The sequence below is a fragment of the Exiguobacterium sp. SH5S13 genome (assembly GCF_004337085.1).
In the GTDB taxonomy this organism is placed as follows: domain Bacteria; phylum Bacillota; class Bacilli; order Exiguobacteriales; family Exiguobacteriaceae; genus Exiguobacterium; species Exiguobacterium aurantiacum_A.
The window spans coordinates 1-26,382 of sequence record NZ_SJUS01000001.1 but is presented as its reverse complement, the minus strand read 5'-3'; the positions used below and the strand labels follow the sequence as shown (position 1 = coordinate 26,382).

Below are 26,382 nucleotides of genomic sequence, written 5' to 3'. Positions count from 1 at the left end.
CGCATATGCGTTATTTGACAGCGGGAGAGTCACACGGACCGGGATTGACCGTCATCATCGAAGGAGTCCCGGCCGGCTTAAGCGTCGACGTCGAGGCAATCAACAGCGAGTTAGCGAAACGTCAGTCGGGCTACGGCCGTGGACGCCGAATGCAAATTGAATCAGACAAAATCGAGGTGAGGGCTGGGGTTCGTCATGGGATGACGACCGGAGCCCCTGTTTCGTTTTGGATTGAAAACAAAGACCATGCGCATTGGCGGAACGTCATGCAGGCAGAGCCGGTCGACGACGAGTTTGAAATCAAGCGCCGGGTCGTGCGGCCTCGTCCGGGACATGCTGACCTTGTCGGCGGTCTCAAGTATGACCACCGAGACCTTCGGGACGTGCTCGAACGTTCGAGTGCCCGGGAGACGGCGGCCCGCGTCGCTGTCGGTGCGCTCAGCAAGCAGTTGCTCGACGCAGTCGGCATGTCGCTCGTCAGCTATGTGAAAGTGATCGGCGGCATCGAGTCCGCGCCGAAGCACTACGCAGCACTCGAAGAACTTCGGACCGTCATCGAAGCGTCACCTGTACGCACGACTGACGAAACGTCCGGTGAAGCGATGATGCGTTTGATTGATGAAGCGAAAGCGGCCGGGGATTCGCTCGGTGGCGTCGTCTGCACCGAAGTGCATGGCGTCATCCCAGGGTTAGGTTCTTACGTTCAATATGATCGCAAGCTCGATGCGGCCATCGCCCGCGCCGTCATGAGCGTCAACGCCATCAAAGGGGTTGCCTTTGGCGATGGATTTGACATGGCGTATCGTCCAGGATCGGAAGTGATGGACCCGATCGCCTATGACGAGTCCGGGTATACGAGACTGAGCAACCATTTAGGCGGTTTTGAAGGAGGGATGACGACCGGGATGCCGATCGTCTGCAGTGCCGTGATGAAGCCGATTCCGACGCTCTACAAACCGCTGCAATCGGTCGATATCGATACGAAACAGCCGTTCCTCGCTCAAATCGAACGAAGTGACGCTTGTGCCGTCCCGGCTGCGTCACTCGTCGTCGAGGCGGTCGTCGCGTTCGAACTCGCGCGTGAGTTGTGTGAGACGTTCGGACACGACACCGTCAAACGAATTCAGTCGCGGGTCGAGTCGTATCGTGAGGAAATCCGGTCGTGGTGACGATTCATGTTGACGCATCAGTCCCTTATGACGTGTCGATTGAGCACAGCGACGCCTGGTTGGACCGCGTGGATTATTTCACGGCCTGCTCGACGGTATGGGTCATTACAGACCGGACGGTGGATGCGCTACACGGTAAGGTGTTCAAACAACGCCTAGCCGGCATCCATCCGCAGATCGTTTGGTCGGTCGTCACGCCGGGTGACGGCTCGAAATCACTCGAGACCGTTGAAAAACTCGTGACAGACGGGTTGACCGCACGTTGTGACCGCGACACGCTCGTCGTCGCTTTTGGCGGGGGCATGATTGGGGATTTGGCCGGTTTTCTCGCGAGTGTGTATATGCGAGGGGTCCGTTACATCCAAGTACCGACGACGGTGCTCGCCCATGATTCAGCGATCGGCGGCAAAGTCGCCGTCAACCACCCGTTGTCTAAAAATGCGATCGGTGCGTTTTATCAACCGATCGGTGTGCATTATAACGTGTCCCGTCTCGAGACGCTGAGCAATCGTGACGTCTTGAGCGGGCTCGGTGAGTTGATTAAACATGCTTACTTGTCACGTTACGTCCTCGCTGCTTCATTCGAGGACGAACTGTTTCAGGCGTTGTCCGGTGGTGCGCTAGACTGGGAAATGTGGCTTGCGCGCGGGATTGAAGTGAAACGTGTCGTCGTCGAGGCAGACGAACGGGAACACGGTGTCCGGGCGTGGCTCAATTTTGGTCATACGTTCGGGCACGCTTTAGAGTCGGTCGAACGGTATCGGCTGTCGCACGGGGAGGCGGTGCTGTACGGCATGGTATACGCCTTTCTCGTCGGAGGGGATACGGATCGGGCCAGTAAGCTCGCCGCTTGGATGCGGGCGCGCCGCGTCAGCCCGGTTGAATGGAAACCGTTCGAGACGTATTTGACGGTGATGGGGCTCGATAAGAAAAATCGGGATGGACAAGTCCGTTTCGTGTTGCTCGGTGAAGCGGCTACCGTTGAGGCGGTGCCGTCCGAGCGGCTTGCTGAAGCATACATACAGTTGAAAGGGTGGTTCTGATGGGGTTGAATGGATTGATTCGCGTACCGAGTGATAAGTCGATCACGCACCGCGCGATCTTATTCGGTGCGATAGCGAGCGGGGAGACGGTCGTCATGAATCCGCTCCTTGGGGCAGATTGCCGTTCGACGATCGATGCGGTCCGTAGTCTCGGGGCAAGCGTCGAAGAACTCGACGAGCGGCTCCGGATCGAAGGCGTCGCGTCAGTCGTTCCGGCCACGCTTGACTGCGGGAATTCGGGGACGACGATGCGCCTGCTCTCTGGTCTCGTCTCCGGGTACTCGGGTGAGTTCACGCTCGTCGGAGACGACTCGCTCTCGAAACGGCCGATGCGTCGCATCACCGAACCGCTTCGACAGATGGGGGCCGACATCGACGGCGAATTCGCGCCTGTTCGGATCAAGGGTCGGCGCTTGAGCGGGATCGATTACACGTTACCGGTCGCGAGCGCGCAAGTGAAGTCGGCTGTCCTATTGGCCGGTCTTCGCGCTGACGGGACGACGATTGTCCGTGAACCGATGCTGTCACGCGACCATACGGAACGGATGTTGCCACTGTTTGGTGGACGCGTCGAGATCACGAACGAAGATGGCGTGCGGACGATCCGGCTATCGCCAAGTCACCTCGACGGGGCGACGGTCGACGTGCCAGCCGACCCGTCGTCGGCTGCTTTCTTCTGGGCTGGGGCCGCCATCGTCCCAAACAGCCGTGTGACGACGACCGACGTCTGTTTGAACGAGACGAGAATCGGCTTTTTACGAACACTTGAGCGCATGGGGGCGAACGTCGAAATCACTCGGCTGCGACCACTCGGGGAAGAGACGGTCGGAGATGTGACGGTGACGACGAGCGAACTTCAAGGGGTGACGCTCGAAGGCGAGGCCATCCCACGACAAATTGATGAACTCCCGCTCTTCGCTCTTGTCGCGTCGCAGGCGTCGAGCCCGTCAGTCGTAAAGGATGCGGGTGAACTGCGTGTGAAAGAGACCGATCGGATCAAGACGGTCGCGAGCGAGCTCGCGGCGCTCGGTGTCGATATCCGCGAGACCGAAGACGGGTTCAGCGTTTTCCCGAGCCGGCTTCAGGCTGGTCATGTGTCCTCGCATTCGGACCATCGTCTATCGATGATGCTACAAGTGGCAGCTTTACTGATCGACGAACCCGTCATCATTGACGGGATCGAAGCCTCTGAAATCAGTTACCCTCATTTTCGTGACGATTTACAACGGCTCGGTCGTGAGATAGAATAACGGCAATACCTGAAAGTGGTAGGAGGAAATTAATTATGTTAGACGAATCAGTGTTAAACCATATAATCGAGATGCTCGAAAAAGGCGAGACCGAGCACGCCTTGGCGCACCTTGAAGCGCTTGAGACAGAAGGCTCGGACGAAGATCGGTTGGCGATTGCCGACTTGTATCTCGAACTTGGCCTCGCCGACCGGGCTGTGAATTTACTAGCAGCACTGTATGTCGACTACGCGGGCAACCCGCACGTGGCGCTGTCGCTCGCTGAAGCGTATCTCGACAGCGACCGGGAAGAAGAAGCGATTGCCGTCCTTGAAACGATCGATGCGAGCGACAAAGAGGCGCACATGAGAAGTCTCGTCTTGTTAGCTGATTTGTATCAATCACAAGGACTTGACGAAGTCGCGGTCAAAAAATTGATGGAAGCGTTACAGGCGAATCCGGATGAGCCGCTGCTCGTCTATGGGCTGGCCGAACTATACGCCTCGATCGGTTCGTTTGAACAGGCGGTACCGCTCTATGCGCGCTTACCGCACTTGCGATTGCCCGAAGAGCTCGACTATCAAGCCGATTACGCCGAAGCACTGACGATGATCGGCTCGTTCGAAGAAGCGCTCGATGAATTCGAGAAGACAGAGAACCGCAATCTGAACACCGTGTTCGGACATGCGATGACGGCCCACCGTATCGGGCGTGATGAGGTCGCCATCAAACAGTTCGAAGAGCTCCGCTTGATGGACCCTGACTTTACATCGCTTTACTTGCCGTATACGGAAGCGCTCGAGGAACTCGGTCGCATCGATGAAGCGCTCGAAGTGATCGATCAAGGGATCGACCGTGACGACTATAACGATGAGCTGCGCACCGTCAAAGCGAAGCTGTTCTTGAAGCAAGGCCGCACAGACGAAGCGGTCAATGAACTTCGCGAAGCGCTCGCCTTGAACCCGGAATCGCTTCAAGCGACCGAACTGCTGTTGTCAATCTTGTTCGAAGCGGGAGACATGGAAGCCGTGCTCGAGACGATCGATGCGCTCGAGGAGCACTCGACGTCGACGCTCATGACGTGGTACAAGGCGAAAGCCGCCTATGAACTCGAGGACTATGAGCAGGCCGTCAATCTATACACCTCGATCGAACAAGTTTATAAAGAGGACGTGTCATTTTCGACTGAATGGGCTACACTATTGGTAGAAGAAGGACAGCGTGACAAGGCGCAGCGTGTGCTCGAGCAAACGCTTGCGCTCACCGTGGATATGATCGACCGCCAAATTCTCGAAGAGCGGATCGACTTGTTGACGGATCGCGATTAATCAATATAAAGGAGATGGGGTCATATGGTCGAGCGGAAAAAGAATTTTTTAAAGCGATTCCTCGCTCATCATACGCTTCGTAAGCGAGAGGCCAAATGGATCATTGATTATTGGCTTAGACATCCTGAAAAACTTGGGAACGTTCATTTCGTGACGAACGCCTCGGTTTCACCGCGCAGCCTCGTCATGACGGCGTACGGCTTCGAAGGGGAACCGTTCCGTTACCGACGAGGTGACCTCATCACGGTCAATCCGGAAAAGGCGTACCATGACATTCGGCTCCACGACGGGACGATTTATGTCGAACTTAACTTTCAAGGGATGATGATTGATGAGAGTTGGATCGACATCGTCGAGCTCAATCCGTTTGAGCCTGTCGCCGAGATTAAAGACGAAGTGACGAACTCGGCCCAGACGGTCATTCGAGCATCGGTCGCCCAGTTCGAGGAAGAGCGTCTGCTCGTCGAGATCGACGAGGCGCTTGATCGCCGGGACGAGAAGCTGTTTCGTAATTTGACGAGCAAACTTCATCAAGTGAGAGCATCGAAATTATTTTAGAAAAAACAAGCGCTTCCGTTATGGGAAGCGCTTGTTTTTTGGTATATTAATGACGTAGGAATACACAATAATTTCACATTTCGTTCATAACTTTCGAGAGGAAGCGAATGTAGGTACGCTACAATGGACATGATGATGTATGTCTTCTAAAGAGAGGAGGAGGAAGATGAGGTTCGATGGCATGGATGCGTTGAAATCGCTGACCGAACGCCAATACGTCGATACGCTCATCGTCCCACTCGTCGAACTGGCGTTTGATGAGGAGATGGTGCGTAAAGCCGAAAGCTACGAGGTCGTCCAAGCGGTGGCGCTTGAAACCGAACGACAGCTGTCTGGACGGACGATGCTGAATCCGACGCTTAGCTATCTCGATGTCGAGGCCGGGTATGAACTTGCACGCGCAGTCATGACAAAAGCAACGACGGCCGGGTTTACCCACGTGTTGTTCATCTCTTCAGACGTTCGCTTCAAAGCGTTCGAGTTACCGGTCATATTCGTTCCGCCGCTTGCCTTGAAAGGCATGTCGGGGGAGCAGTCGCACACGATGGTCCAAAATTTTGCGACACAAGTCATTACAGAGCTTTCGGGCCGTTGGATGGCGACATGAAGCGGTTGACGTAGAGGTTTTATTGATATACTATTTTGGTGAGTGAGAAATTTTTGTGAAGAATGCATAAAGAATTATGGGGTTATGCACACGAATGAGGGGGGAACGAAATGGCTCAAAATGGGTCAAAAGTCACACGCCGTCAGTTCTTAACGTATACGTTAACTGGTGTAGGTGGCTTTATGGCGGCAACATTGATCAGTCCGATGGTCAACTTTGCGATCGATCCGGTCTTGAAAAAATCGGGTGCGGGCGACAAAGTGAAGGTCATGAGTCTTGACGACATCACGACTGAGCCGCAACGTGTCGACTTTAAAAAACAAACGCAAGACGCTTGGTATGAATTTGAAGAAACACTTTCAGCATGGGTGTTCAAAGACGAGAACGGTGAAGTAGTTGCACTCTCTCCAATCTGTACGCATCTTGGCTGTCAAGTAGCTTATGGTGGAGATCCGACAAGACCGTCAGAATTTTTCTGTCCGTGTCACTTCGGACGTTACGAAAAAGACGGAACGAACATTCCGGGTACACCTCCGACATCACCGCTGGCACGCTATGAAAAAGAAGAAAAAGACGGCTTCCTATACTTAGGCAGTCCAGTCGCACAGTTGTGAGAGGGGGAAATAGTCGATGTTACAAAAAATTTATGATTGGGTCGATGAACGCGTCGACATCACGCCGTTATGGCGCGACATCGCTGACCATGAAGTACCGGAACACGTCAACCCTGCCCATCACTTTTCAGCATTTGTTTATTGCTTCGGCGGTCTGACATTTTTCACGGTCGTGATTCAAATTCTGTCAGGGATGTTCTTGACGATGTACTACGTTCCAGATATCATCAATGCCCACGCATCGGTGTATTATTTACAAAACGAAATCGCACACGGACAAATCGTTCGTGGGATGCACCATTGGGGCGCATCGGTCGCGATCGTCATGTTGTTCTTACACACGCTCCGCGTGTTCTTCACCGGGTCGTATAAGAAACCACGCGAACTCAACTGGGTCGTCGGAGTCCTCTTGTTCTTCGTCGTCTTGGCGCTCGGTCTTACAGGTTACTTGTTACCTTGGGATATGAAAGCGTTGTTCGCAACGAAAGTTACGCTTCAAATTGCCGAAAGTGTTCCTGTCATTGGTGGAATCGCCAAGACCCTTCTCGCCGGTGGTGAGATCGTCGGGGCACGGACGCTCACGAACTTCTTCGCCATTCACGTCTTCTTCTTACCGGCGGCCTTGTTCGGACTCCTCGGAGCCCACTTCCTGATGATTCGTAAACAAGGAATATCTGGACCGCTATAAGCCGATTCGAAGACAAAAAGGAGGAGAAACGATATGCATCGCGGTAAAGGGATGAAATTTGTAACCGACTCTCGAGTAGGAATCGGGAATCGGAAACAAAATATTGCAAAAGACTATTCTGAATATCCAGGACGCACAGAAGCGTTCTGGCCGAACTTCTTGCTTAAAGAGTGGATGGTCGGTTCGGTCTTCTTGATCGGATTCATCGCCTTGACGATCGTCGAGGCAGCACCGCTCCAAAACATCGCCGATCCAACGAACACGTCATACATTCCGTTACCGGACTGGTATTTCTTGTTCTTGTATCAATTGCTCAAGTATCAATTCGCGGCGGGGGACTGGATCCTTCTTGGAACGGTCATCTTGCCTGGGGTCGCGTTCACGGCGCTCTTGATCGCACCGTGGCTCGACCAAGGAATCGAGCGCAGGCCGGCCAAACGACCGGTCGCGATCAGCTTCATGCTGCTCGGGATTCTCTCGATCATGTACTTGACGTGGGAATCTGTTCAAACGACGCATTGGGATCAAGTTCATGAGCAAGGAATCTTAGTCGTACCGGGTGAAGGTCCGGAAATCGACACAGCCGCACCTGGCTATGAGATTTATGCAGCCCAGTCTTGTGTGAACTGCCACGGTCAAAACCTCGAGGGCGGGGCGGCAGCTCCAGGACTCATCGGAACGGCCTACACGGCTGAAGAGATCGCGGAGATCGCGGTCAACGGTGTCGGCACGATGCCGGCCGGTCAGTGGGACGGTTCGGATGAAGACCTCCAAGCCATGTCCGAGTTCCTCGCCTCATACGGTGAAGGCGGCGAAAATAACCAGTAAGCAATCGAGTGTAGTCCCCTATGGGCTACACTCTTTTACTTATCGGTCACGCAAGCTACAATAAAGAAAAAAAGGACGGAATGATTTCATGAACTATACGCTGTTGCTTCCCTTTCTAAAACATAAAGCCGTGTTAACATTCCTCTTCATCGTCAATCTGCTCGGCACGATTTACGGATACGTCTGGTATGAACCGCAGCTTCGCGACACGCCGCTCATCTATTGGCCGTTCGTACCGGACAGCCCGACGGCGTCACTATTTTTCACAATCGTCCTGGCGCTGTGGCTGCTCAAGAAAAGTTCACCGCTCATCGAGACACTCGCCTTCATCACACTCGTTAAATACGGGGTCTGGGCCGTCGTCATGAACGTCTTGTTTCTCATGAAGCTAGGAGACGACGCGGATACGTTCATCGTGCTCATGGCCGTCATGCTCATGCTGTCTCACGGTGCGATGGCGGTCCAGGCGTTTCTATACGCCCCGTTCATGCGTTGGACCGTGTCGTCGTTCGTCTTGACGCTCATCTGGGTCATCCATAACGACGTCGTCGACTACGTGCTCGGACAATGGCCGCGTTATCCGTCGCTCGCCGAGCATATTATGTGGATCGGCTACGGGTCGTTCTGGTTGACGGGAATATGTTTTTTTGTGGGATACCGACTCATCCTGCGCGCTTCGCTTGATAATAAGTTCATAAGAATGTAAAATCGAGATATCAAATATACGCAGAGGTGATATAGAAAATGTCATTAGGTGGCTATATTTTCTATCTCGCGCTGATCATGCTCATCCCGTTATGGGCCCAGATGCGAGTGAAAAGTACGTACAAAAAGTTTTTACAACAACCACTTCAAAGCGGTGTCACCGGCGCTCAAGTCGCTGACTTCATCATGAAACAAAACGGTGTACACGATGTCCGCATCGAGATGGTCGACGGTTTGATGAGTGACCATTACGACCCGACACATAAAGTCGTCCGCTTGTCGCGCGAAGTGTATCAAGGATCAACGATTTCGTCGGCAGCGATCGCGGCCCATGAGATCGGCCACGTCGTCCAAGACGCGACGGACTATAAGATGATGCGTGTCCGCCATCGGCTCGTGCCGGTCGTGAACATCACGTCAAACTTGTCGTTCCCGCTGCTCATAGGAGGTTTCCTCTTAGGTGCGATGGGACTCGCCCAGCTCGGTGTCGTCATGATGCTCGGGGCGGTCTTGTTCCAACTCGTCACGCTCCCGGTCGAATTTGACGCCTCGAAACGCGCCATGACCGAACTGACGAGCCACGGGATCGTGACGGCGACGGAAGAGTCAGGTGCCCGTAAAGTGTTGAACGCGGCTGCTTGGACTTATGTCGCAGCGACACTTGTCGCGGTTGCCGAACTGATCCGTCTCGCACTGATCGTCTTTATGCCACGTGATGAATAGAATCGATCCCGTCGACTGACGGGATTTTTTTGTATGAGGAGGGTAATTGTATGGCAAAACCACAGTTGACGAAGTCAGGCCGTCTCCGTCTCATCGAACAGCTCGAGTCGCTCCGCGGAAGCGGTCGGAGCGAGGCGCTCGAACGAGTGAAGACGGCGCGCAAATTTTGTGACTTTAGAGAAGACGTGACGTACTTTGAGGCGATCCGGGAACAGGAGCGCATCGAGGCGAAAATTGTTGAACTCGAGCGCGTGCTTGCCGACGCGATGATCGAGGAAGATGCGCCAACGGATCGCGTCGGTTTCGGAGTGGAGGTATGGATCCGGGAACTGCCGGACGGTGAGGACGAGACGTATCGGATCGTCGGTGAGCTCGAGGCTGATTTGGCGAACGGGACGATCTCGGTCTCGTCCCCACTCGGAAGCGGCTTGATCGGAAAACGAGTCGGGGAGACGGCTAGTATCGATTCGCCGGGCGGTGCCCTTTACTTTGAAATCAAACGGATCGAACGATAGAGAGGGCGTCCGCACAAAAAAGACGAACACATCCCCAAATTAGGAATGTGTTCGTCTTTTTTATTTGAGCGGTACGCGATTCTCGTCGAACGTGAATCCTTCGCCGCCGACTTCGTATACGTGATGGAACGTGACGAAAGCGTGCGGGTCGATCTGTTTGACGATCGTCTTGAGGCGGTTGACCTCGTTGCGTCCGACGACGACGTAAATCACTTCGAGCTCTTTATTCGAATAGCCGCCTTTCGCGAGCAGGCGGGTCGTCCCGCGGTTCATCGTCGCGTGGATGCCGTCGGCGATGGCGGTCCGGTGGTCGCTGATGATCATCGCGGCCTTACCGGCATACGTGCCTTCCTGCATCGAATCGATGACGCGGGCGCCGATATAGACGGCAAGGAGCGTATACATCGCCTCGCGGATGTCGAGATACGTCAAACTGAGGACGATGACGAAAAAGTCGAACACGAGGAACGTCTTGCCGATCGACCAACCGACGTAACGTTGGACGAGGCGAGCGATAATATCGATCCCCCCGGTCGTCCCGCCGTTGTTGAAGATGATGCCGAGACCGACGCCGATGAACAGACCGGCGAATAAACTCGCGAGCACCATGTCATCGGTCAAATCGATGACGAGGTTCGAGTACTTGGCGATCAGCCCATACCAGAGCGAAAAGCTGAACGTCCCGACGAGCGTATAGATGAACGTCGTCCGCCCGAGCAGCTTGTAGCTGACGAAGAAGAGCGGCAGATTGAGCGCCAAGTTCGTGATCGATGGCGACCAACCGAACAAGCCGCGCAGAATCAACGTGATCCCGGTGAAACCGCCTTCGGCCAAGTTGTTTTGGACGTTAAAATGAAACACGCCGAACGCAAAAATGAATGAACCGATGAGAATAAAGAATATATTGCGAAACCGAATCGGTAATTGTACCGTCATGTGGTTCACCTCCTATCCATAAGCGTACTCGAAAAACCTGTGGATTGCCTACCCTGAACATATGACATTCGACAGTGAGTCCGATATACTTTTCACAGAAGAGGTGATTTTTTATGAAAATAGTAGCAATCGGGGCCCATCCGGACGATATCGAAATCGGCATCGCCGGCATGACGGCCCAGTGGACGGGTGATCGCATCCCAGTCCTGTACGTCGATTTGACGCGGGCCGAACTGTCGTCGAACGGCGATGTCGTCACGCGGGCACAGGAAGCGGCAACAGCCGATAGAATTCTCGGCGTCCGTCGCATCAATCTCGGTTTCCCTGACCGTGGCCTGCTCGGGACAGCCGACCAAATTGAAGCGCTCGTCCGCTTGATCCGGACCGAACGACCGACGCATCTGCTCTATCCGTACGGCGTCGACCGCCATCCCGACCACGGGGCGTGCGCCCGTCTCGTCGAAGAGGCGTTGTTCAACGCCGGGATTCGCAAATATATGCCCGACGTCCCGGCTTACCGTCCGGACAGCGTCTATCAATACATGATCAACGCCCACGTGCGACCGGACGTCTGCATCGACATCACGGCGACGATCGATAAAAAAGTGGACGCGTTGACGTCATACGCGAGTCAGTTCACACCTGTTGACGGCGTCGACACACCGTTGACCGATGCGTACGTCGACCGCGTCGTCGCGCGCGACCGTCACTTCGGTAGCTTGATCGGCACGGACTACGCCGAAGGGCTCATGACCGTCAAACCGTACGTCGTCACGCGGGCGGGTGAGCTCGCATGAAGCTACGTATCGGAGTCCTCTGTTATCCGTCGGTCGGAGGTTCAGGCATCCTCGCGACCGAGCTCGGGATGAAACTCGCCGACCGGGGCCACGACGTCCATTTCATCACGTCGAGCATCCCGTTCCGGTTGAACGCGTATCATCCGAACATCACGTTCCACCAAGTCGAGATCAACCAGTACTCGGTGTTCCGCTATCCGCCGTACGATATCACGCTCGCCTCGAAGATCGCGAGCGTCATCCGTGCGTTCGGCCTCGACGTCATCCACGCGCACTATGCGGTGCCCCATGCGGTTTGTGCCGCGCTCGGGCGCGAGATGGCCGAGAGCAAGACGCCGATCGTCTCGACGCTCCACGGCACCGACATTACGGTGCTCGGGGAAGATGAAGAGTTGAAACCGGCGATCCTGTACGGTTTACGCCAGTCGGACGCGATCACGGCCGTGTCCGACAGTTTGAAGCGCGAGACGCTTGAGCGGATCGATGCCAACCTTGAGATCGATGTCATCCATAACTTTATCGACGAATCGGTTTATCAGCCGCAAGCCGAGCCGTCGCTCCGTGAACGTTACGGCTTGTCAGCAGCCGACCGCGTCGTCATCCATATCTCGAACTTCCGGCAAGTGAAGCGGATCGACCTCGTGCTCGAGGCGTTCCAGCGGATGAGCGTCCCGGGCAAGAAGTTGCTCCTCGTCGGTGACGGACCGCTCATGGGGGCGATGCGTCGACTCGTGAGCGAGATGGCGCTCGAAGACAGTGTCATCTTCGCCGGTAAACAAGAACAAGTCGCGGCGTTGTTGTCGATCAGTGACGTCCATCTTCTGTTGTCGGACAAAGAGGCGTTCGGTCTCGTCGCTCTAGAGGCGTTAGCGACAGGCGTCCCATCGGTCGTCAGCGATGCCGGGGGCTTGCCGGAAGTGATCACGGACGGAGCGGACGGTTTTGTCGTCGCGCGCGGCGACGTCACAGCGGCCACGACCGCGCTCGAAGCGATCTTGCTCGACGATGCGCTCCATGCGAAACTGCGTGCCGGCGGTCTCGTGAAAGCGAGACAGTTCGCGTCTAAAGACATCGTCACGCAATATGAACGACTATACGAACAGGTGGTGCGCCGATGACAGAATGGGAATATGCAAAACAAATCATAAAAAAAATCAACGACCACGGGGGCGAGGCGTACATCGTCGGCGGTGCCGTTCGTGACTACGTGCGCGGCACGCTTCCCGACGACATCGATATCGCGACGTCGTTGTTGCCGGAAGACGTCATGAAACTGTTCCCGAAATCGGTCCCGACCGGAATCGATCACGGGACGGTCACGGTCATCCTCGACCATCATCCGTTCGAGGTGACGACGTTCCGTTCGGAAGGGACGTATTCGGACTCGCGACGCCCGGACCACGTCTCGCTCGGCGTCACGCTCGAAGAGGACATGTTGCGCCGCGACTTCACGATGAACGCGATGGCGTTCCATGACGGCAACGTCGTCGACTTGTTCGGCGGCCGGCTCGACCTCGAGGCGCAGATCATCCGGACCGTCGGGAGCCCGTACGAACGGTTCGGGGAAGACGCGCTCCGGATCATGCGCGCGTTTCGGTTCATGTCCCAGCTCGACTTCACGCTCGCTGATGATGTGCGGAGCGCGGCGCGGACGCTCGGCCACAAATTGCAAGACATCGCGATGGAACGCATCGCCATCGAGTTCGAGAAGTTGATGACGGGACCTGCTTACCGCAGGGCGCTGACCGACCTTGTCGAGCTCGGCATCCATCAGTACTTACCGGACGTGTCCAAACAGCTCGTCCGTCGTGTCATCGCCGACAGGCGGGCACCGGTCAACGCGGTCGGAGGCTGGGCGCTATTCGTCTATCACGCCGGGGACATCCGTTGGCTCTCGCCATGGAAGCGTTCGAACGCCTTGAAGCGGGAAGCGGGCGTATTGGCCAACCTGTTCGACTCCGGGCTCGATACGTTCACCGTGTATGAGACAGATCAAGCGACGCTCGAGACGTATTTGCGGATGACCGGGAGCACGGAATCGTCCGACGCCTTGAAACGTATGCTCCCGATCCAGTCACGGCGGGAGCTCCGGTTCGACGGTCGCGATGCGCTACAGGTCGGGGCGAGCGGCGCACGGATCAAGCACTTGCTCGCCGACCTCGAACGGCGCGTCGTCCTCGGCGAATTAGCCAATGAGGAACAAACGTTACGAGAGGAGGCGATCATGTGGCTTCAACGAGAGGAAAGGTCTTAAACTTGCTCCAGGACGGGGCGGTCTGGAGCGGACAAGAATTGGCCCGCCAATTAAATATTTCACGTACCGCCATTTGGAAACATATCGAGACGTTAAAACAAGACGGTTACGACATCGAAACGATCCCGCGTAAAGGGTATCAACTGTTCGGACGGACGGACCGACTCGATGAACCGGCGTTCGTCTCGTTTCGGCACGGCCGGTTCGGGCAACACGTCTACGCCTACGACCAAGTCGACACGACGCAGCGCATCGCCCACGAACTCGCCCAAAAAGGGGCGCTTGAGGGGACGCTCGTCATCAGCGAAGAACAGACGGCAGGGCGCGGCCAACTTGGGCGCAGTTGGCACAACCCGAGCCACGTCAATATCGCGGCTAGTATCATCCTTCGTCCGGCGCTGCCGATTCGGGAAGCGTCGAAGCTGACGCTCATGGCGGCGAGCGCTTTCGCCCGGTCGCTAAGGCAACAAGGCGTCCCGGCATTTATCAAATGGCCGAACGACCTTCTCGTGAACGGGAAGAAGATCGGCGGGATTTTGACCGAGATGCAAACTGAAGGCGACCGCATCCAAGCCGTCATCCTCGGCTTCGGATTGAACGTCAATACGGAGTCGATCCCGACTGACTTGGTTCACCGGGCGACGTCGATCAAATTGGAGACGGGCGTCGCATTACGACGCAGTGAAGTGCTCGCCGATCTATTGGCCGAGCTCGAGACCGAATATGACGCGTTGCTCGAATCCGGGTTCGGCCCGGTCCGCGACAACTGGCTAGAGCACGCCGCTTATTTGAATGAAGAAGTGACGTTGACCGCCTCGGGGGAGTCTAAACGCGGTATCATGCGCGGCATCTCAGAACAGGGGGCGCTCCTGCTCGAGCGTCATGGTGCCATCGAAGCCATCTATTCCGCTGAAATCGCAGTCTGGAATGATTGATGGAAACGTATTCGTGGTCTATAATGAACGTGTCGGACGCTATCGCAAGAAGTGTACCGGAATTGCAGACCGTCGTTTTAGTTAATTGTCTGCCTTGATCATTTTGACAGGGACAGAAGGACACTCAACCTTGAGTTTGTTTTCGTGCGCCTTCTTGCCAATCGTGTAAGAAGGCGTTTTTCCTTTCCTGTCTCCACATTTAGGAGGAGAACATATGCATACGATGACTTCATTATTGAAAAAGATGAAGCAAGAAGAGAAGTTGGTCATGTTGACCGCTTACGATTATCCGTCGGCGAAACTGGCCGAAGCGGCGGGAGTGGACATCATCCTCGTCGGAGACTCACTAGGAATGGTCGTGCTCGGTTACGACTCGACGATCCCGGTGACGATTCATGATATGGTCCACCATGCCAAAGCGGTGCGCCGCGGGGCGAAGGACACGTTCGTCGTCGTCGATATGCCGTTCGCGACGTATCACGGTGATTTCGACCGAACGCTTCAAGCGGCGGCGACATTGTTCCAAGACGGACATGCCGACGCCATCAAACTTGAAGGGGCGGGCGAAGTGCTCGAGACGATCGAACGATTGACGAAAGTCGGCATGCCTTGTGTCGCCCACCTCGGGCTCACACCACAATCGGTCGGTGTGCTCGAAGGCTATAAGGTCCAAGGGAAGTCACTTGAGGATGCCGAGCAACTGATCAACGACAGCCTCGAGGCCGAACGGGTCGGGGCCAAAATGCTCGTCCTCGAGTGCGTGCCGCATCAACTCGCCAAAAAAATCGCCGAAGCGCTTCACATCCCGGTCATCGGGATTGGTGCCGGTGCCGACGTCGACGGCCAAGTACTCGTCTATCACGACGTCTTGAAGTATGGGGTCGACCGTCTCCCGAAATTCGTCGAGGCTTACGCCGATGTGAACGCGGTCGCGACGAGTGCCATCGGCTCTTACGTTCAAGCGACGAAAGACGGCTCGTTCCCGCTCGAACGCCACACGTTCACGATGGATGAGACGCTGCTCGACACGTTGTACGGTGGCAAAGCATGAGGATCGTCACCGATCCGATGTCGTTACGTGAAACTCTGTCCGACGGGTTGACCGTCGGCTTTGTGCCGACGATGGGTTACCTGCATGAAGGACACTTGAGTCTCGTCGAGGCGGCCAAACGCGAAAACGATCGCGTCGTCATGAGCATCTTCGTTAATCCGACCCAATTTGGGCCGAATGAAGACCTTGATCGTTATCCGAGAGATTTTGAACGGGACGAACAGTTGGCGCGAGAAGCGGGGGTAGACGTACTATTTTATCCGGATACCGCGACGATGTATCCGCTCGATATGGCGCGCGTGACGGTGCGTACCGGAGCCGACGTCTTATGCGGCGCCAGCCGGCCCGGTCATTTTGACGGTGTGTTGACGGTCGTCTCAAAACTGTTCAACTTGGTGCGGCCGACGCGTGCTTACTTCGGCTTGAAGGACGCCCAACAAGTCGCACTGATCGAGGGATACGTTCGGGACTATTTCGTGCCGGTCGAGATTATCCGCTGTCCGATCATTCGTGAGGACTCGGGACTCGCCAAGTCGTCGCGTAACGTCTACTTGTCTGAAACGGAACGGATTGACGCGAGCGACATCAATCGAGCACTCATCGAGGCGCGTGACGCGTTGACTGAAGGGGACGCGATCACGTCGGTACAAGAACGGCTCGTCGAACGGCTGTCGGCAATCCCGAACAGTACGATCGACTATGTCGAACTGGTCGACTATCCGACGCTTTCGCACGTGACAGACTCGTCGACAGAACTGTTGATTGCAGTGGCGGTGCAGTTTGAACGCGCCCGCTTGATTGATAATACGATTTGGAAGAGAGGGTGAATCAAATGATTCGAACATTTATGCACGCCAAGCTACACAAGGCGACCGTGACCGAGGCGAATTTACACTACGTCGGCTCGATTACGATTGATGAGGATTTGATGGACGCGGTCGGGATTATGGAAAATGAGCACGTCCACATCACGAACAACCATAACGGCGCCCGCATTGAGACATACGTCATCAAGGGTGAGCGCGGTTCAGGCGTCATCTGCCTAAACGGGGCGGCGGCCCGCCATTTCCAAGTCGGCGATGTCGTCATCATCATGGCCTACGGTCAGATGACGGCTGAAGAGGCGAGATCGCATCGTCCGAAAGTTGCGGTGTTGAACGATCGCAACGAAGTCGATCAACTGTTATATGAAGAAATCGCACATACGATTCTATGAACAGAGCGGGGATGCCCTTAGAGGCAACCCCGTTTTTTCGTGCATCGTTCTATGGTAAGATGAGACAGACAGAAAGAGACAGAAAGCACGAGCGTGCCGAAGATGGGATGGATGTTATGGACACTTATGTGATAGTGGATTTAGAGACGACCGGTCATTCCGTCAAATCCGGCGATGAACTGATTGAATTCGCGGCGGTGGTCGTACAAGGTAGTGAAGTGATTGAGCGCTACAGTACGTTGATTCGACCGAGTCGTCCAATCCCTCCTTTTATCACGCAGTTGACGACGATAACAGATCAGGATGTGGCGTCCGCTCCGGCGTTTGAAGACGTCATCCCTGATATTTGGAAGATGTTAGATGGGCGAGTGTTCGTTGCCCACAACGTTTCGTTTGATTTGAATTTTTTAAATGAGAGTTTAGAACTGGCAGGATATTTACCTTTCCAAGGGCGGGCCATCGATACGGTCGAACTCGCGCGCATCTTGTATCCGACACTTGAAAGCCATGCGCTCGAGTCGCTCGCCGACACGTTCGGCTTGGTGCACACGGACGCGCACCGCGCCCTCAGCGATGCCGAGGCGACCGCGGAGTTGTTTATTCAACAACTCAATCGCCTGCGGACGCTACCGGTCGTGACGCTAAAACAGTTGCGCCGTCTGTCCGAGTCGTGGACGAGCAACATCGAGCCGTTGCTCGATGATCTCATCGTCGAGATTGGTATTCGGCCAGATGACGAGACGACGTACGATATCCACCGGAAAATCGCACTCCGTCGCCTGACTGATTCGTTTGAGCCGGCGGTCGAGCGCGAACCGTTCGAACCGTTCCTTCATCGGACGATCGAAGAGACGCTTCCGTCACTGTTCGACCAATTCGAACCGAGACAAAGTCAATTCGAGATGATGCGGCACGTCTATAAGGCGCTCGACGATGAGGCGACGCTTCTCATCGAGGCCGGGACCGGCACAGGCAAGACGTTAGCCTACTTGATCCCGAGCGCGCATCACGCCCTTGAGACGAAACGACCGGTCGTCGTCAGCACGCATACGATCCAATTACAAGAACAGCTGCTCAACCGGGACTTGCCGATCTTAAAAGCTATCTTCCCGGAAATCGAGTTCACGCTTCTGAAAGGAAGACGCAACTATATTGATCTCCGGAAGTTTGAGATGGTGCTCGAGGAGACGAATGACGGGATGCTCTCGGCGATGTGCAAGGCGATGGTGCTCGTCTGGTTGACCGAGACGGAGACAGGGGACTTGGAAGAGTTGTCACTCCCTGGAGCGGCGACACAAGGGCCGGCTTCGTTCAAACGGCTCATTCAAGCCGACGCGGCAACGGACTTCGGCCGCTTTGACCCATGGTATAGCCGTGACTTCTTCACGCGGGCCGTCCTGCGTTCGAAAGAGGCGGATATCATCGTCACGAATCATGCGTTGCTCTTCTCGGATCTGCAGCATCAGGCCGGGATTCTCCCGACCGACACGCCGCTCATCTTGGACGAGGCGCATCAAGTCGAAGAGGTCGCCTCGCATCATTTCGGCGTCACGTTCGACGCGATCCAGTTCGATCGCTTATTCAAATGGTTCGGCTACGGGGCCGACGGAAAGTTCCATTCCCGGCTGCTGCAACTTGCCGACTTGACGTCCGTGTCCGAAGAGACGGAAGCGTTCAGTAAAGAGACCGACCAGGCGTTAGCCCAAGTCGATGTCGAACTAGACGACCTGTTGACGGCGCTCCAGTCGCTCGGCAAGAAAAAAGATCAACGGCAAACCGTTCGCTTCGAACGGGAAGGTGACGTGTTCCGACCGATCCGTGAAGTGGCGAAGCGGCTTGAGAACCGTTTACGGACGCTTCGGATGTCGCTCCGGCAGATGCTTCGTCTTCTCGATGAGCATAAAGAGCATATGACGTTCAAGCAACGCGCCGTGATCGGTGACTTGAAGGCGTTCATCGGTGACGTGCGAGAGATTGAGAGCGTGCTGTATGAAACGATGCTCACCCGCGACGACGACGCTGTCAGTTGGGTCGAGTTGAACTTGGCCAACCGCAAATTGACCTCGGTCTATACGCAACCGGTCGAAATCGGACCGTTGCTCCATGAGCGCTTGTTTGCGAAACGACCGACGATTTTGACGTCGGCGACGATGACCGTGTCCGGTCGCTTCGGCTTTATCGAGCGCAGGCTCGGTCTCGACGGGCAGGACGTGAGACGAGTCGTCCTCGCTTCGCCGTTTGACTTCAAGAAACAGGCGAAATTGTTCGTCCCGTCAGACATCCCGTTGATCAACGAAGTGCCGTTGCCGCATTTCGTCGATCAAATCGCCGCTTCGATTGCCCGGATTGCCAACGTGACGAAAGGACGCATGCTCGTCTTGTTCACGTCGAACGAGCTGTTACGTTTGACGCACGAGGCGGTGAGACATCAGCTAGACGACGCGTATACGTTGCTTGCCCAAGGCGTCAGCGGCGGCTCGCGCAGCCGTTTGACGAAGCAGTTCAAACGAATCGATCAGTCGATTTTGTTCGGGACGGCCAGCTTCTGGGAAGGGGTCGATATCCCGGGAGAGGCGCTCACCTGCCTCGTCATCGTGCGTCTCCCGTTCGCCCCGCCCGACCAACCGGTCATTCAGGCGCGGTCCGAAAAAATTGAAGCGACCGGGAAGTCGTCGTTTTTTGAACTGTCACTTCCGCAAGCGGTCATCCGCTTCAAACAAGGCGTCGGTCGCCTCATTCGCTCGAAAGAGGATTACGGCGCCATCTTCGTCTTCGACCGCCGTGTCGAGACGACGCGTTACGGGAAACAGTTTCTCAATAGTCTCCCGGCCGTCGACCGGATCGAAGGATCGCTCGAGACGTCACTGGCCGAGCTCGAACTGTTTTTAGATGAGAAAGAAGAGACGACTCTAGGAAATCAGAGATAACGCTAGGCAGCGTGAAATTATCGCTTTATAATGATGGGTATAGTGTTTTGAAGGAGGAGTAAACATGAATTCGAATATTGAGACGCTCGCGACCGTTCGGATCGAGCCGACGGCAGACGTGTACAAAATCGTCGACCTATTGAATCGTACACTGAAGAGCCAAGATTTGATGTTCGGTCTTGCATTAGAGAAAAAAGTGAATGATCCGAAGAAAGAAGAGATGGTGTTCACCATCTATCGGACAGAATGACGCGGAAGAAAAAAGTAGTGGTTGCTCTTATGACGGCACTCATCGGTGTCGTCATCGTGTTTAGTGGGATTTATTGGTTCACGGTCGGTCATACGGAACGGACAAAACAAAACATGATCGCGGAAGCGCGCAATCGTCTTGAGGCCGAACAGCCGACGGTCCGGATCGAACGGGCTGAGCTCTTTAACGGGACGGAACCGTACGTCGTCTTCGAGGAGACGGACCGTGTCCTGTTCGTGCCGGTCGACAGCAAGCAACCGATCGAGACACGTGAGATCGCGTCGGTCGACTTAGATCAAGTCTGTGCCGATTCGCTCGAGGAGACCGGTGGTATGCTCGTCAGTTGTAAGTACGGGTTCGATGAGCGTGCGCTCATCGAAGTCGTGACGAAATCAGGGGCGACGTATACGTATTCCTATTACACGCTTCAAACCGGAGACTTTGTAAGACGGGTCCAACTGGCGGATTCGAACTGAACGAGATTAGAGGAGGATATCGATGGAACATCTATTGGCAAGACGTGTAAAACAGTTAACACCTTCGACGACGCTCGCGATCACGGCGAAAGCGAAAGCGCTGAAAGCCTCGGGACAAGACGTGATCGGGCTCGGGGCCGGTGAGCCGGACTTCAATACGCCTGAACGAATTATTGAGGCCGCATGCAAGGCTGCACGTGACGGCGATACGAAGTATACGCCTTCAGGCGGAACGGTCGCTTTAAAAGATGCCATCATCGAGAAGACGAAACGCGACAGCGACCTCACGTTCGAGCGTAACGAGGTCATGGTCGCCTCAGGGGCGAAACATGCGTTATACGCCTTGTTCCAAGCGATTCTCGACGAAGGTGATGAAGTCATCATCCCGGTCCCGTATTGGGTGAGTTATCCGGAACAAGTGAAACTTGCCGACGGTGTCCCGGTCTATGTGGAGACGACCGAGGCGACGACGTTCAAGCTGACGCCAGAGTCACTTGAAACCGCCATCACAGACCGGACGAAAGCGGTCATCTTGAACAGCCCGTCCAACCCGACCGGTATGATCTATACGGAGTCAGAGTTGGTCGCACTCGCCGAAGTCGTCAAGCGCCACGACCTGCTCGTCGTCAGTGACGAGATCTATGAGAAGCTCATCTATGGCGATAGCAAGTTCGTCTCGATCGCCACGCTTCCTGACATGCGTGAGCGGACGATCATCATCAACGGGGTCTCGAAGTCACATGCGATGACCGGGTGGCGCATCGGGTACGCGATCGGAGACAAGACGATCATCGAAGCGATGACGAACCTCGCATCGCACTCGACGTCGAATCCGACGTCGATCGCCCAAGCGGCGGCCGTCGAGGCGTACAACGGCTCGCAAGATGACGTCGAGATGATGCGGGTCTCATTTGAAGAGCGCCTTGAAATCGTCTATGAGCGATTGATCAACATACCAGGCATCACGTGCCTAAAACCGCAAGGGGCATTCTACTTATACGCCAACGCCAAACAAGCCGCGTCGATGAGCGGCTACGACTCGGTCGACGCATGGTGCGAAGCAGTGCTCGGTGAAGCATTCGTCGCGCTCGTGCCGGGATCGGGCTTTGGGCAGGACGATTACGTCCGCTTGTCTTATGCAACAGAATTGAAGCGAGTACTAGAAGCGCTCGATCGAGTGGAAAACTTTATCAAGAGTAGCGCTCGATAAGCGAAAGGATGGATATGAACATGACAACTATTTCAATTAGCCAATTTAAAGATTATGAAGGACAATCGGTCCGGGTCGGTGCCTGGATCGCCAACAAACGTTCGAGTGGTAAAATCGCCTTCCTTCAACTCCGGGACGGGAGCGGGTTCGCCCAAGCCGTCGTCGTCAAAGCAGAAGTCGCGGAAGAACTGTTCGCCCTCGCAAAAGGCGTGACGCAAGAGACGTCAGTCTGGGTGACGGGGAACGTCAAATCGGACGGCGGCCGGACGCCGCTCGGCTTCGAACTCGAAGTGACAGCGATGGAAATCATCTCGGAATCGATCGACTATCCGATCACACCGAAAGAACACGGGACGGAGTTCTTGATGGACAACCGTCACCTCTGGCTCCGGTCGCGTCGCCAGCACGCGATCATGAAAGTCCGGAACGAATTGATCCGGGCCACATACGAGTTCTATAACCAAGAAGGATTCGTCAAGATCGATCCGCCGATCATCACGTCGAGCGCGCCGGAAGGGACGACCGAGTTGTTCGAGACGGACTACTTCGGTCAGCCGGCCTACTTGTCGCAAACAGGTCAGTTATATATGGAAGCCGCAGCGATGGCGCTCGGCAAAGTGTTCTCGTTCGGTCCGACGTTCCGCGCTGAAAAATCGAAGACACGTCGTCACTTGATCGAGTTTTGGATGATCGAGCCGGAGATGGCATTCTTCGACCATGATATGAGTCTTGATCTGCAAGAGCGTTATGTGTCATACATCGCGAAGTCAGCGCTTGACCATTGCCGGAACGAGCTTGAGTTGCTCGGACGCGACTTGGAGAAGCTTGAAAAAGTTCAAGCGCCGTTCCCACGTATTCGTTATACGGACGCGATCACGTTCTTGAAAGAAGAAGGCTTCGATGACATCGAGTACGGGGATGACTTTGGGGCGCCGCATGAGACGGCGATCGCCAACGCGCATGATTTGCCGGTGTTCATCACCCATTGGCCGAAAGAAATCAAGCCGTTCTACATGAAAGTCGACCCAGAGAACCCTGAACTCGTCCTTTGTGCCGATTTGATCGCACCTGAAGGTTACGGCGAGATCATCGGCGGCTCGCAGCGTGAAGACGACTATGTCCGCTTGAAAGAAGAGATCGCCAAAGAAGGACTTGATGAGACTGATGCGTATGACTGGTATCTTGAGTTGCGTAAGTACGGCTCGGTCCCACACTCGGGCTTCGGGCTCGGTCTTGAACGGACCGTCGCTTGGATCAGCGGAATCGAACACATCCGTGAAGCGATTCCGTTCCCACGTCTATTGAACCGAATTCACCCATAATCGCCAATCGGGGATGACTAATTGTCTTCCCCGATTGATTTGTCTAGAAAGGATGTGCGACATGGATGCACATAATCTGATCAAGCTGTTTGAACAAAGTCCGGTCGTCGTTCCGAGGAAGCTGTTCACCGATGCACGTCGTCTCAATCTCAACCCGGTCGAGTTTTGTCTCGTCGTCCACTTGTTGGAGTTGACGGGAGAAGGCATCGAGATGCCGCTTCCGAGCGAGCTCGGCGACCGGATGAACGTTCCCGAGAGCGAGGCACGCTCTGTTCTGCTCGGGCTGCTGCAAAAAGAGCTCGTCGCCATCGATGCGTCGGCGGAAGTGGAGCGATACAGTCTGCTCCCTCTTTTCCAAGCACTCGAAGAAGACGGCGCCCCTGAAAAAAATACGCAGTCGCTAAACGAGAACCTCATCCATACGTTCGAGCGGGAGTTCGGGACGATCACGCCGTTTGAGATCGAGCAAATCGTCGGCTGGTTGACCGAAGACGGTTTCAGTGAAGAACTCATTTTGGCCGCGCTCCGCGAGGCGAAACTGCGTAACGTCCGCAACTTCAAGTACATGGATAAAATCTTGAGCGTTTGGCAAGACCATAAAGTCGAGTCACTCGAAGACTTGGTCGAGTATCAACGGAGGAAAAAGTGATGTTGACGAGAGCTCAATTGAACGAAATCTCGGAGACGATGCGGCAAATGTTCCCGGACGCCCATTGTGAGCTGACCCACCGCAACCCGTTCGAACTCGTCGTCGCCGTGGCGCTGTCCGCGCAGGCGACGGACGCGCTCGTCAACCAAGTGACGCCTGGACTGTTCGAGGCGTTCCCGACGGTCGAGGCGATGGCTGCGGCTGACGTAGCGGAAATCGAGTCGCTCATTAAACGAATCGGTCTGTTTCGAAACAAGGCCAAAAACGTCAAAGCGCTGTCGATGCGAATTCTTGATCTGCACGGAGGCATCGTCCCGGACGACCGGGAATCACTCGAGGCGCTGCCTGGAGTCGGGCGCAAGACGGCGAACGTCGTCTTGTCGGTCGCCTTTCATGAACCGGCGTTCGCGGTCGATACCCACGTCGAGCGTGTGTCCAAACGGCTCGGCATCTGCCGTTGGAAAGACAACGTCCGTCAAGTCGAAGACACGCTCATGAAGAAGTTTCCCCGTGAAGACTGGTCACAGCTCCACCACCAGTTTATCTTTTTCGGACGGTATCACTGCAAGGCACAACGGCCCGGCTGCGAGACGTGTCCGCTCTTGCATATGTGCCGCGAAGGCAAGAAGCGGATGAAGTCGCAGCAAGCGACTGGATAATGATGACGCAAGCGTCTTCCTGATTTTTGAATCGGGAAGACGCTTTTTATACGTATGGGGGTATTTTTTGCTATACTCGATCTAGTCAACATCGAAACGATACAATCGTTCAATTCTACAGATCGACTGAAAGGCAAGGGGGGCACGTTTAATGACTCAAACACGAATCGGCATACATGAAAATCGGATGAACTTTATCATGCTCGTCGTGACGAACTTCTTCGTCGGATCGATGGTCGGTCTTGAACGGACCATCCTGCCTGTAATCGGGGAAGAAGATTTTGGATTAGTGTCGACGAGCGCGGCGCTGTCATTCATTATCAGTTTTGGTTTCTCAAAAGCAATCGTCAACTATTTTGCCGGGGCGATCGCAGACCGGTTCGGTCGCAAGAAAGTCTTATTAGTTGGTTGGGGACTTGGTTTGTTCGTCCCGTTACTCGTCATCTTTGCGACGTCTTGGTGGATGATCATCGTCGCCAACGTGTTACTAGGGATCAATCAAGGTTTGACGTGGTCGATGACAGTCAACATGAAGATTGATTTGGCTAAACCGATGGAACGAGGGCTTGCCGTCGGCTTGAACGAATTTGCCGGTTATGTCGGGGTCGCTACCATGGCCGCGGTCTCAGGATTCATCGCCAGTACGTACGGCAACCGGCCGGAACCGTTTTACGTGGGGATTTTGATCGTCGTCATCGGGTTCACGTTATCAATCTTTGTCAAAGATACGCGACAACAGTTGCACTTGCAGTCAACAGGTGTGGGAACGGGACAGAAACGCTCGGCCAAAGACGTGTTCTTGACGACGACTTGGCAAGACCGTTCGCTCTCGAGCCTGACGCTGGCAGGACTTTCAACGAATCTAAAGGACGGCATGGCGTGGGGGTTGTTTCCGATCTACTTCGCCTATAAAGGGCTGAATCTATCGGAGATTGGTCTGATCGTCGCCATCTATCCGGCCGCATGGGGGTTGGTCCAACTGTTCACAGGTGGGTTGAGTGATCGCATCGGACGAAAAGGGTTGATTGTCGGAGGGATGTGGGTCCAGGCGGGATCGCTTTGGCTGATCCTGCTCGTCAACGACTATTCGCTCTGGATGTTTGCCGCCGTTTTGCTTGGCATCGGGACGGCGATGGTTTATCCGACGCTCCAAGCTTCAATCAGTGACGTGGCCGAGCCGAGCTGGCGAGCGTCAGCGATGGGCGTCTATCGGTTTTGGCGAGACAGTGGCTATGCGTTTGGGGCGTTGTTGGCTGGTTTATTGACCGACGTGCTGTCAATTGATTGGGCAATCGGGATTGTGGCACTGCTCCCGTTCATGGCTGGACTGATTGCGCTCAAAAGACTGCGTGAGACATTACCGGGGCTTCGTCCGCAAGATTGAGCAACATAAAAATCGCCTCGTAGATGGCTGAGGGCACTGAAAAACTTCAAATGTTTTTAAGCAGATGAGCGTCGTCCCGGATGGGATGACGCTCATCTGCTTTCATTGCCCTTCGAGCCGCCCTGTCCGGCACGCCGCTTTCCTGGGGGCGGTCAGCGAGCCGCATCGCGACGATGTCGCTGCTGGGTCTCGCCTTGCCCGCTGTTCCCCCGGGAGTCGGCGTGCCCTCGGGGCGACGCTGTACGTCCTTGCCGTTTCGGACTAAACTGGCTATAACTACACATCCTGGAGGCGATCCCGATGATGCCA

28 protein-coding genes are annotated in these 26,382 nt (G+C 55.1%); 27 read left to right on the top strand and 1 reads right to left on the bottom strand.

Annotation, left to right across the window (positions count from 1 at the left end):
• Window positions 1-5 precede the first annotated feature (5 nt).
• The 12 genes from aroC to EVJ30_RS00085 all read left to right on the top strand — a co-directional run bounded on the left by aroC (window position 6) and on the right by EVJ30_RS00085 (window position 10,007).
• On the top strand, window positions 6-1,169 hold the full coding sequence (aroC, locus tag EVJ30_RS00140; RefSeq protein WP_070327430.1) for a chorismate synthase: 1,164 nt from the start codon (window positions 6-8) through the stop codon (window positions 1,167-1,169).
• Window positions 1,163-2,212: a 3-dehydroquinate synthase gene (locus EVJ30_RS00135; RefSeq protein ID WP_131456128.1), complete on the top strand. Its 1,050-nt coding sequence runs from the start codon at window positions 1,163-1,165 to the stop codon at window positions 2,210-2,212. The genes aroC and EVJ30_RS00135 overlap by 7 nt, the downstream gene beginning before the upstream one ends.
• The gene (aroA, locus tag EVJ30_RS00130; RefSeq protein ID WP_131456125.1) at window positions 2,212-3,462 is read left to right on the top strand and encodes a 3-phosphoshikimate 1-carboxyvinyltransferase; all 1,251 of its coding nucleotides are present in this window, start codon (window positions 2,212-2,214) and stop codon (window positions 3,460-3,462) included. Before EVJ30_RS00135 ends, aroA begins: the two co-directional genes overlap by 1 nt.
• A 35-nt stretch (window positions 3,463-3,497) precedes the next feature.
• Window positions 3,498-4,769 carry a tetratricopeptide repeat protein gene (locus tag EVJ30_RS00125; protein WP_070327427.1) on the top strand — a complete coding sequence of 424 codons (1,272 nt, stop codon included), beginning with the start codon at window positions 3,498-3,500 and terminating at the stop codon, window positions 4,767-4,769.
• 24 nt (window positions 4,770-4,793) lie between these two features.
• Complete coding sequence (locus EVJ30_RS00120; protein WP_016509965.1) at window positions 4,794-5,327, top strand: ReoY family proteolytic degradation factor; 534 nt, start codon at window positions 4,794-4,796, stop codon at window positions 5,325-5,327.
• 166 nt (window positions 5,328-5,493) lie between these two features.
• Window positions 5,494-5,934: a DUF2487 family protein gene (locus EVJ30_RS00115; RefSeq protein WP_236635468.1), complete on the top strand. Its 441-nt coding sequence runs from the start codon at window positions 5,494-5,496 to the stop codon at window positions 5,932-5,934.
• A 110-nt stretch (window positions 5,935-6,044) separates the two neighbouring features.
• Entirely contained in the window at window positions 6,045-6,548 is a 504-nt protein-coding gene (locus tag EVJ30_RS00110; RefSeq protein ID WP_131456123.1) for a QcrA and Rieske domain-containing protein, read from the top strand.
• A 16-nt stretch (window positions 6,549-6,564) separates the two neighbouring features.
• Window positions 6,565-7,236, top strand: coding sequence for a menaquinol-cytochrome c reductase cytochrome b subunit (gene qcrB, locus EVJ30_RS00105; RefSeq protein WP_016509980.1), 672 nt, complete (start codon window positions 6,565-6,567; stop codon window positions 7,234-7,236).
• Between the two features lie 33 nt (window positions 7,237-7,269).
• A complete protein-coding gene (locus EVJ30_RS00100; RefSeq protein WP_070327424.1) occupies window positions 7,270-8,064 on the top strand; it encodes a menaquinol-cytochrome c reductase cytochrome b/c subunit in 795 nt (264 codons plus the stop codon).
• Between the two features lie 88 nt (window positions 8,065-8,152).
• Window positions 8,153-8,770, top strand: a complete 618-nt coding sequence (locus tag EVJ30_RS00095) for a DUF1405 domain-containing protein (RefSeq protein ID WP_070327423.1) — start codon at window positions 8,153-8,155, stop codon at window positions 8,768-8,770.
• Between the two features lie 38 nt (window positions 8,771-8,808).
• Window positions 8,809-9,492 (top strand): zinc metallopeptidase, encoded by a 684-nt coding sequence (locus tag EVJ30_RS00090; RefSeq protein WP_131456121.1) that lies wholly within the window; start codon window positions 8,809-8,811, stop codon window positions 9,490-9,492.
• Window positions 9,493-9,542: 50 nt separating this feature from the next.
• Entirely contained in the window at window positions 9,543-10,007 is a 465-nt protein-coding gene (locus tag EVJ30_RS00085) for a GreA/GreB family elongation factor (protein ID WP_131467751.1), read from the top strand.
• Between the two features lie 60 nt (window positions 10,008-10,067).
• On the opposite strand, the gene EVJ30_RS00080 is transcribed toward EVJ30_RS00085, so the two are convergent.
• Window positions 10,068-10,943 (bottom strand): YitT family protein, encoded by an 876-nt coding sequence (locus EVJ30_RS00080; RefSeq protein ID WP_016509982.1) that lies wholly within the window; start codon window positions 10,941-10,943, stop codon window positions 10,068-10,070.
• Window positions 10,944-11,056: 113 nt separating this feature from the next.
• On the opposite strand from EVJ30_RS00080, the gene bshB1 reads away from it, so the two are divergent.
• The 15 genes from bshB1 to EVJ30_RS00005 all read left to right on the top strand — a co-directional run bounded on the left by bshB1 (window position 11,057) and on the right by EVJ30_RS00005 (window position 26,073).
• Window positions 11,057-11,740: a bacillithiol biosynthesis deacetylase BshB1 gene (gene bshB1, locus EVJ30_RS00075; protein ID WP_131467749.1), complete on the top strand. Its 684-nt coding sequence runs from the start codon at window positions 11,057-11,059 to the stop codon at window positions 11,738-11,740.
• Entirely contained in the window at window positions 11,737-12,858 is a 1,122-nt protein-coding gene (gene bshA / locus EVJ30_RS00070; protein ID WP_131456115.1) for an N-acetyl-alpha-D-glucosaminyl L-malate synthase BshA, read from the top strand. Before bshB1 ends, bshA begins: the two co-directional genes overlap by 4 nt.
• A complete protein-coding gene (locus tag EVJ30_RS00065) occupies window positions 12,855-13,994 on the top strand; it encodes a CCA tRNA nucleotidyltransferase (RefSeq protein ID WP_131467747.1) in 1,140 nt (379 codons plus the stop codon). The genes bshA and EVJ30_RS00065 overlap by 4 nt, the downstream gene beginning before the upstream one ends.
• Window positions 13,967-14,929: a biotin--[acetyl-CoA-carboxylase] ligase gene (locus tag EVJ30_RS00060; RefSeq protein ID WP_131456111.1), complete on the top strand. Its 963-nt coding sequence runs from the start codon at window positions 13,967-13,969 to the stop codon at window positions 14,927-14,929. The genes EVJ30_RS00065 and EVJ30_RS00060 overlap by 28 nt, the downstream gene beginning before the upstream one ends.
• A 214-nt stretch (window positions 14,930-15,143) precedes the next feature.
• Complete coding sequence (gene panB, locus EVJ30_RS00055; RefSeq protein WP_070327416.1) at window positions 15,144-15,980, top strand: 3-methyl-2-oxobutanoate hydroxymethyltransferase; 837 nt, start codon at window positions 15,144-15,146, stop codon at window positions 15,978-15,980.
• The gene (gene panC, locus EVJ30_RS00050; protein ID WP_131456109.1) at window positions 15,977-16,807 is read left to right on the top strand and encodes a pantoate--beta-alanine ligase; all 831 of its coding nucleotides are present in this window, start codon (window positions 15,977-15,979) and stop codon (window positions 16,805-16,807) included. Before panB ends, panC begins: the two co-directional genes overlap by 4 nt.
• A 5-nt stretch (window positions 16,808-16,812) precedes the next feature.
• Complete coding sequence (panD, locus tag EVJ30_RS00045; RefSeq protein WP_070327414.1) at window positions 16,813-17,196, top strand: aspartate 1-decarboxylase; 384 nt, start codon at window positions 16,813-16,815, stop codon at window positions 17,194-17,196.
• Window positions 17,197-17,255: 59 nt separating this feature from the next.
• Window positions 17,256-20,123 carry an ATP-dependent DNA helicase DinG gene (gene dinG / locus EVJ30_RS00040; RefSeq protein ID WP_370250771.1) on the top strand — a complete coding sequence of 956 codons (2,868 nt, stop codon included), beginning with the start codon at window positions 17,256-17,258 and terminating at the stop codon, window positions 20,121-20,123.
• 64 nt (window positions 20,124-20,187) lie between these two features.
• Window positions 20,188-20,373 carry a YpmA family protein gene (locus EVJ30_RS00035; RefSeq protein ID WP_016509977.1) on the top strand — a complete coding sequence of 62 codons (186 nt, stop codon included), beginning with the start codon at window positions 20,188-20,190 and terminating at the stop codon, window positions 20,371-20,373.
• Between the two features lie 29 nt (window positions 20,374-20,402).
• On the top strand, window positions 20,403-20,849 hold the full coding sequence (locus EVJ30_RS00030) for a hypothetical protein (RefSeq protein WP_236635467.1): 447 nt from the start codon (window positions 20,403-20,405) through the stop codon (window positions 20,847-20,849).
• Between the two features lie 22 nt (window positions 20,850-20,871).
• The gene (locus EVJ30_RS00025) at window positions 20,872-22,059 is read left to right on the top strand and encodes a pyridoxal phosphate-dependent aminotransferase (protein WP_131467745.1); all 1,188 of its coding nucleotides are present in this window, start codon (window positions 20,872-20,874) and stop codon (window positions 22,057-22,059) included.
• 20 nt (window positions 22,060-22,079) lie between these two features.
• Window positions 22,080-23,381, top strand: a complete 1,302-nt coding sequence (gene asnS, locus EVJ30_RS00020; RefSeq protein ID WP_131467743.1) for an asparagine--tRNA ligase — start codon at window positions 22,080-22,082, stop codon at window positions 23,379-23,381.
• 61 nt (window positions 23,382-23,442) lie between these two features.
• The gene (locus EVJ30_RS00015; protein WP_070327409.1) at window positions 23,443-24,030 is read left to right on the top strand and encodes a DnaD domain-containing protein; all 588 of its coding nucleotides are present in this window, start codon (window positions 23,443-23,445) and stop codon (window positions 24,028-24,030) included.
• Window positions 24,030-24,689, top strand: a complete 660-nt coding sequence (gene nth, locus EVJ30_RS00010; RefSeq protein ID WP_131456097.1) for an endonuclease III — start codon at window positions 24,030-24,032, stop codon at window positions 24,687-24,689. The genes EVJ30_RS00015 and nth overlap by 1 nt, the downstream gene beginning before the upstream one ends.
• A 151-nt stretch (window positions 24,690-24,840) precedes the next feature.
• Window positions 24,841-26,073, top strand: a complete 1,233-nt coding sequence (locus EVJ30_RS00005; RefSeq protein WP_131456095.1) for an MFS transporter — start codon at window positions 24,841-24,843, stop codon at window positions 26,071-26,073.
• Window positions 26,074-26,382: the final 309 nt, after the last annotated feature.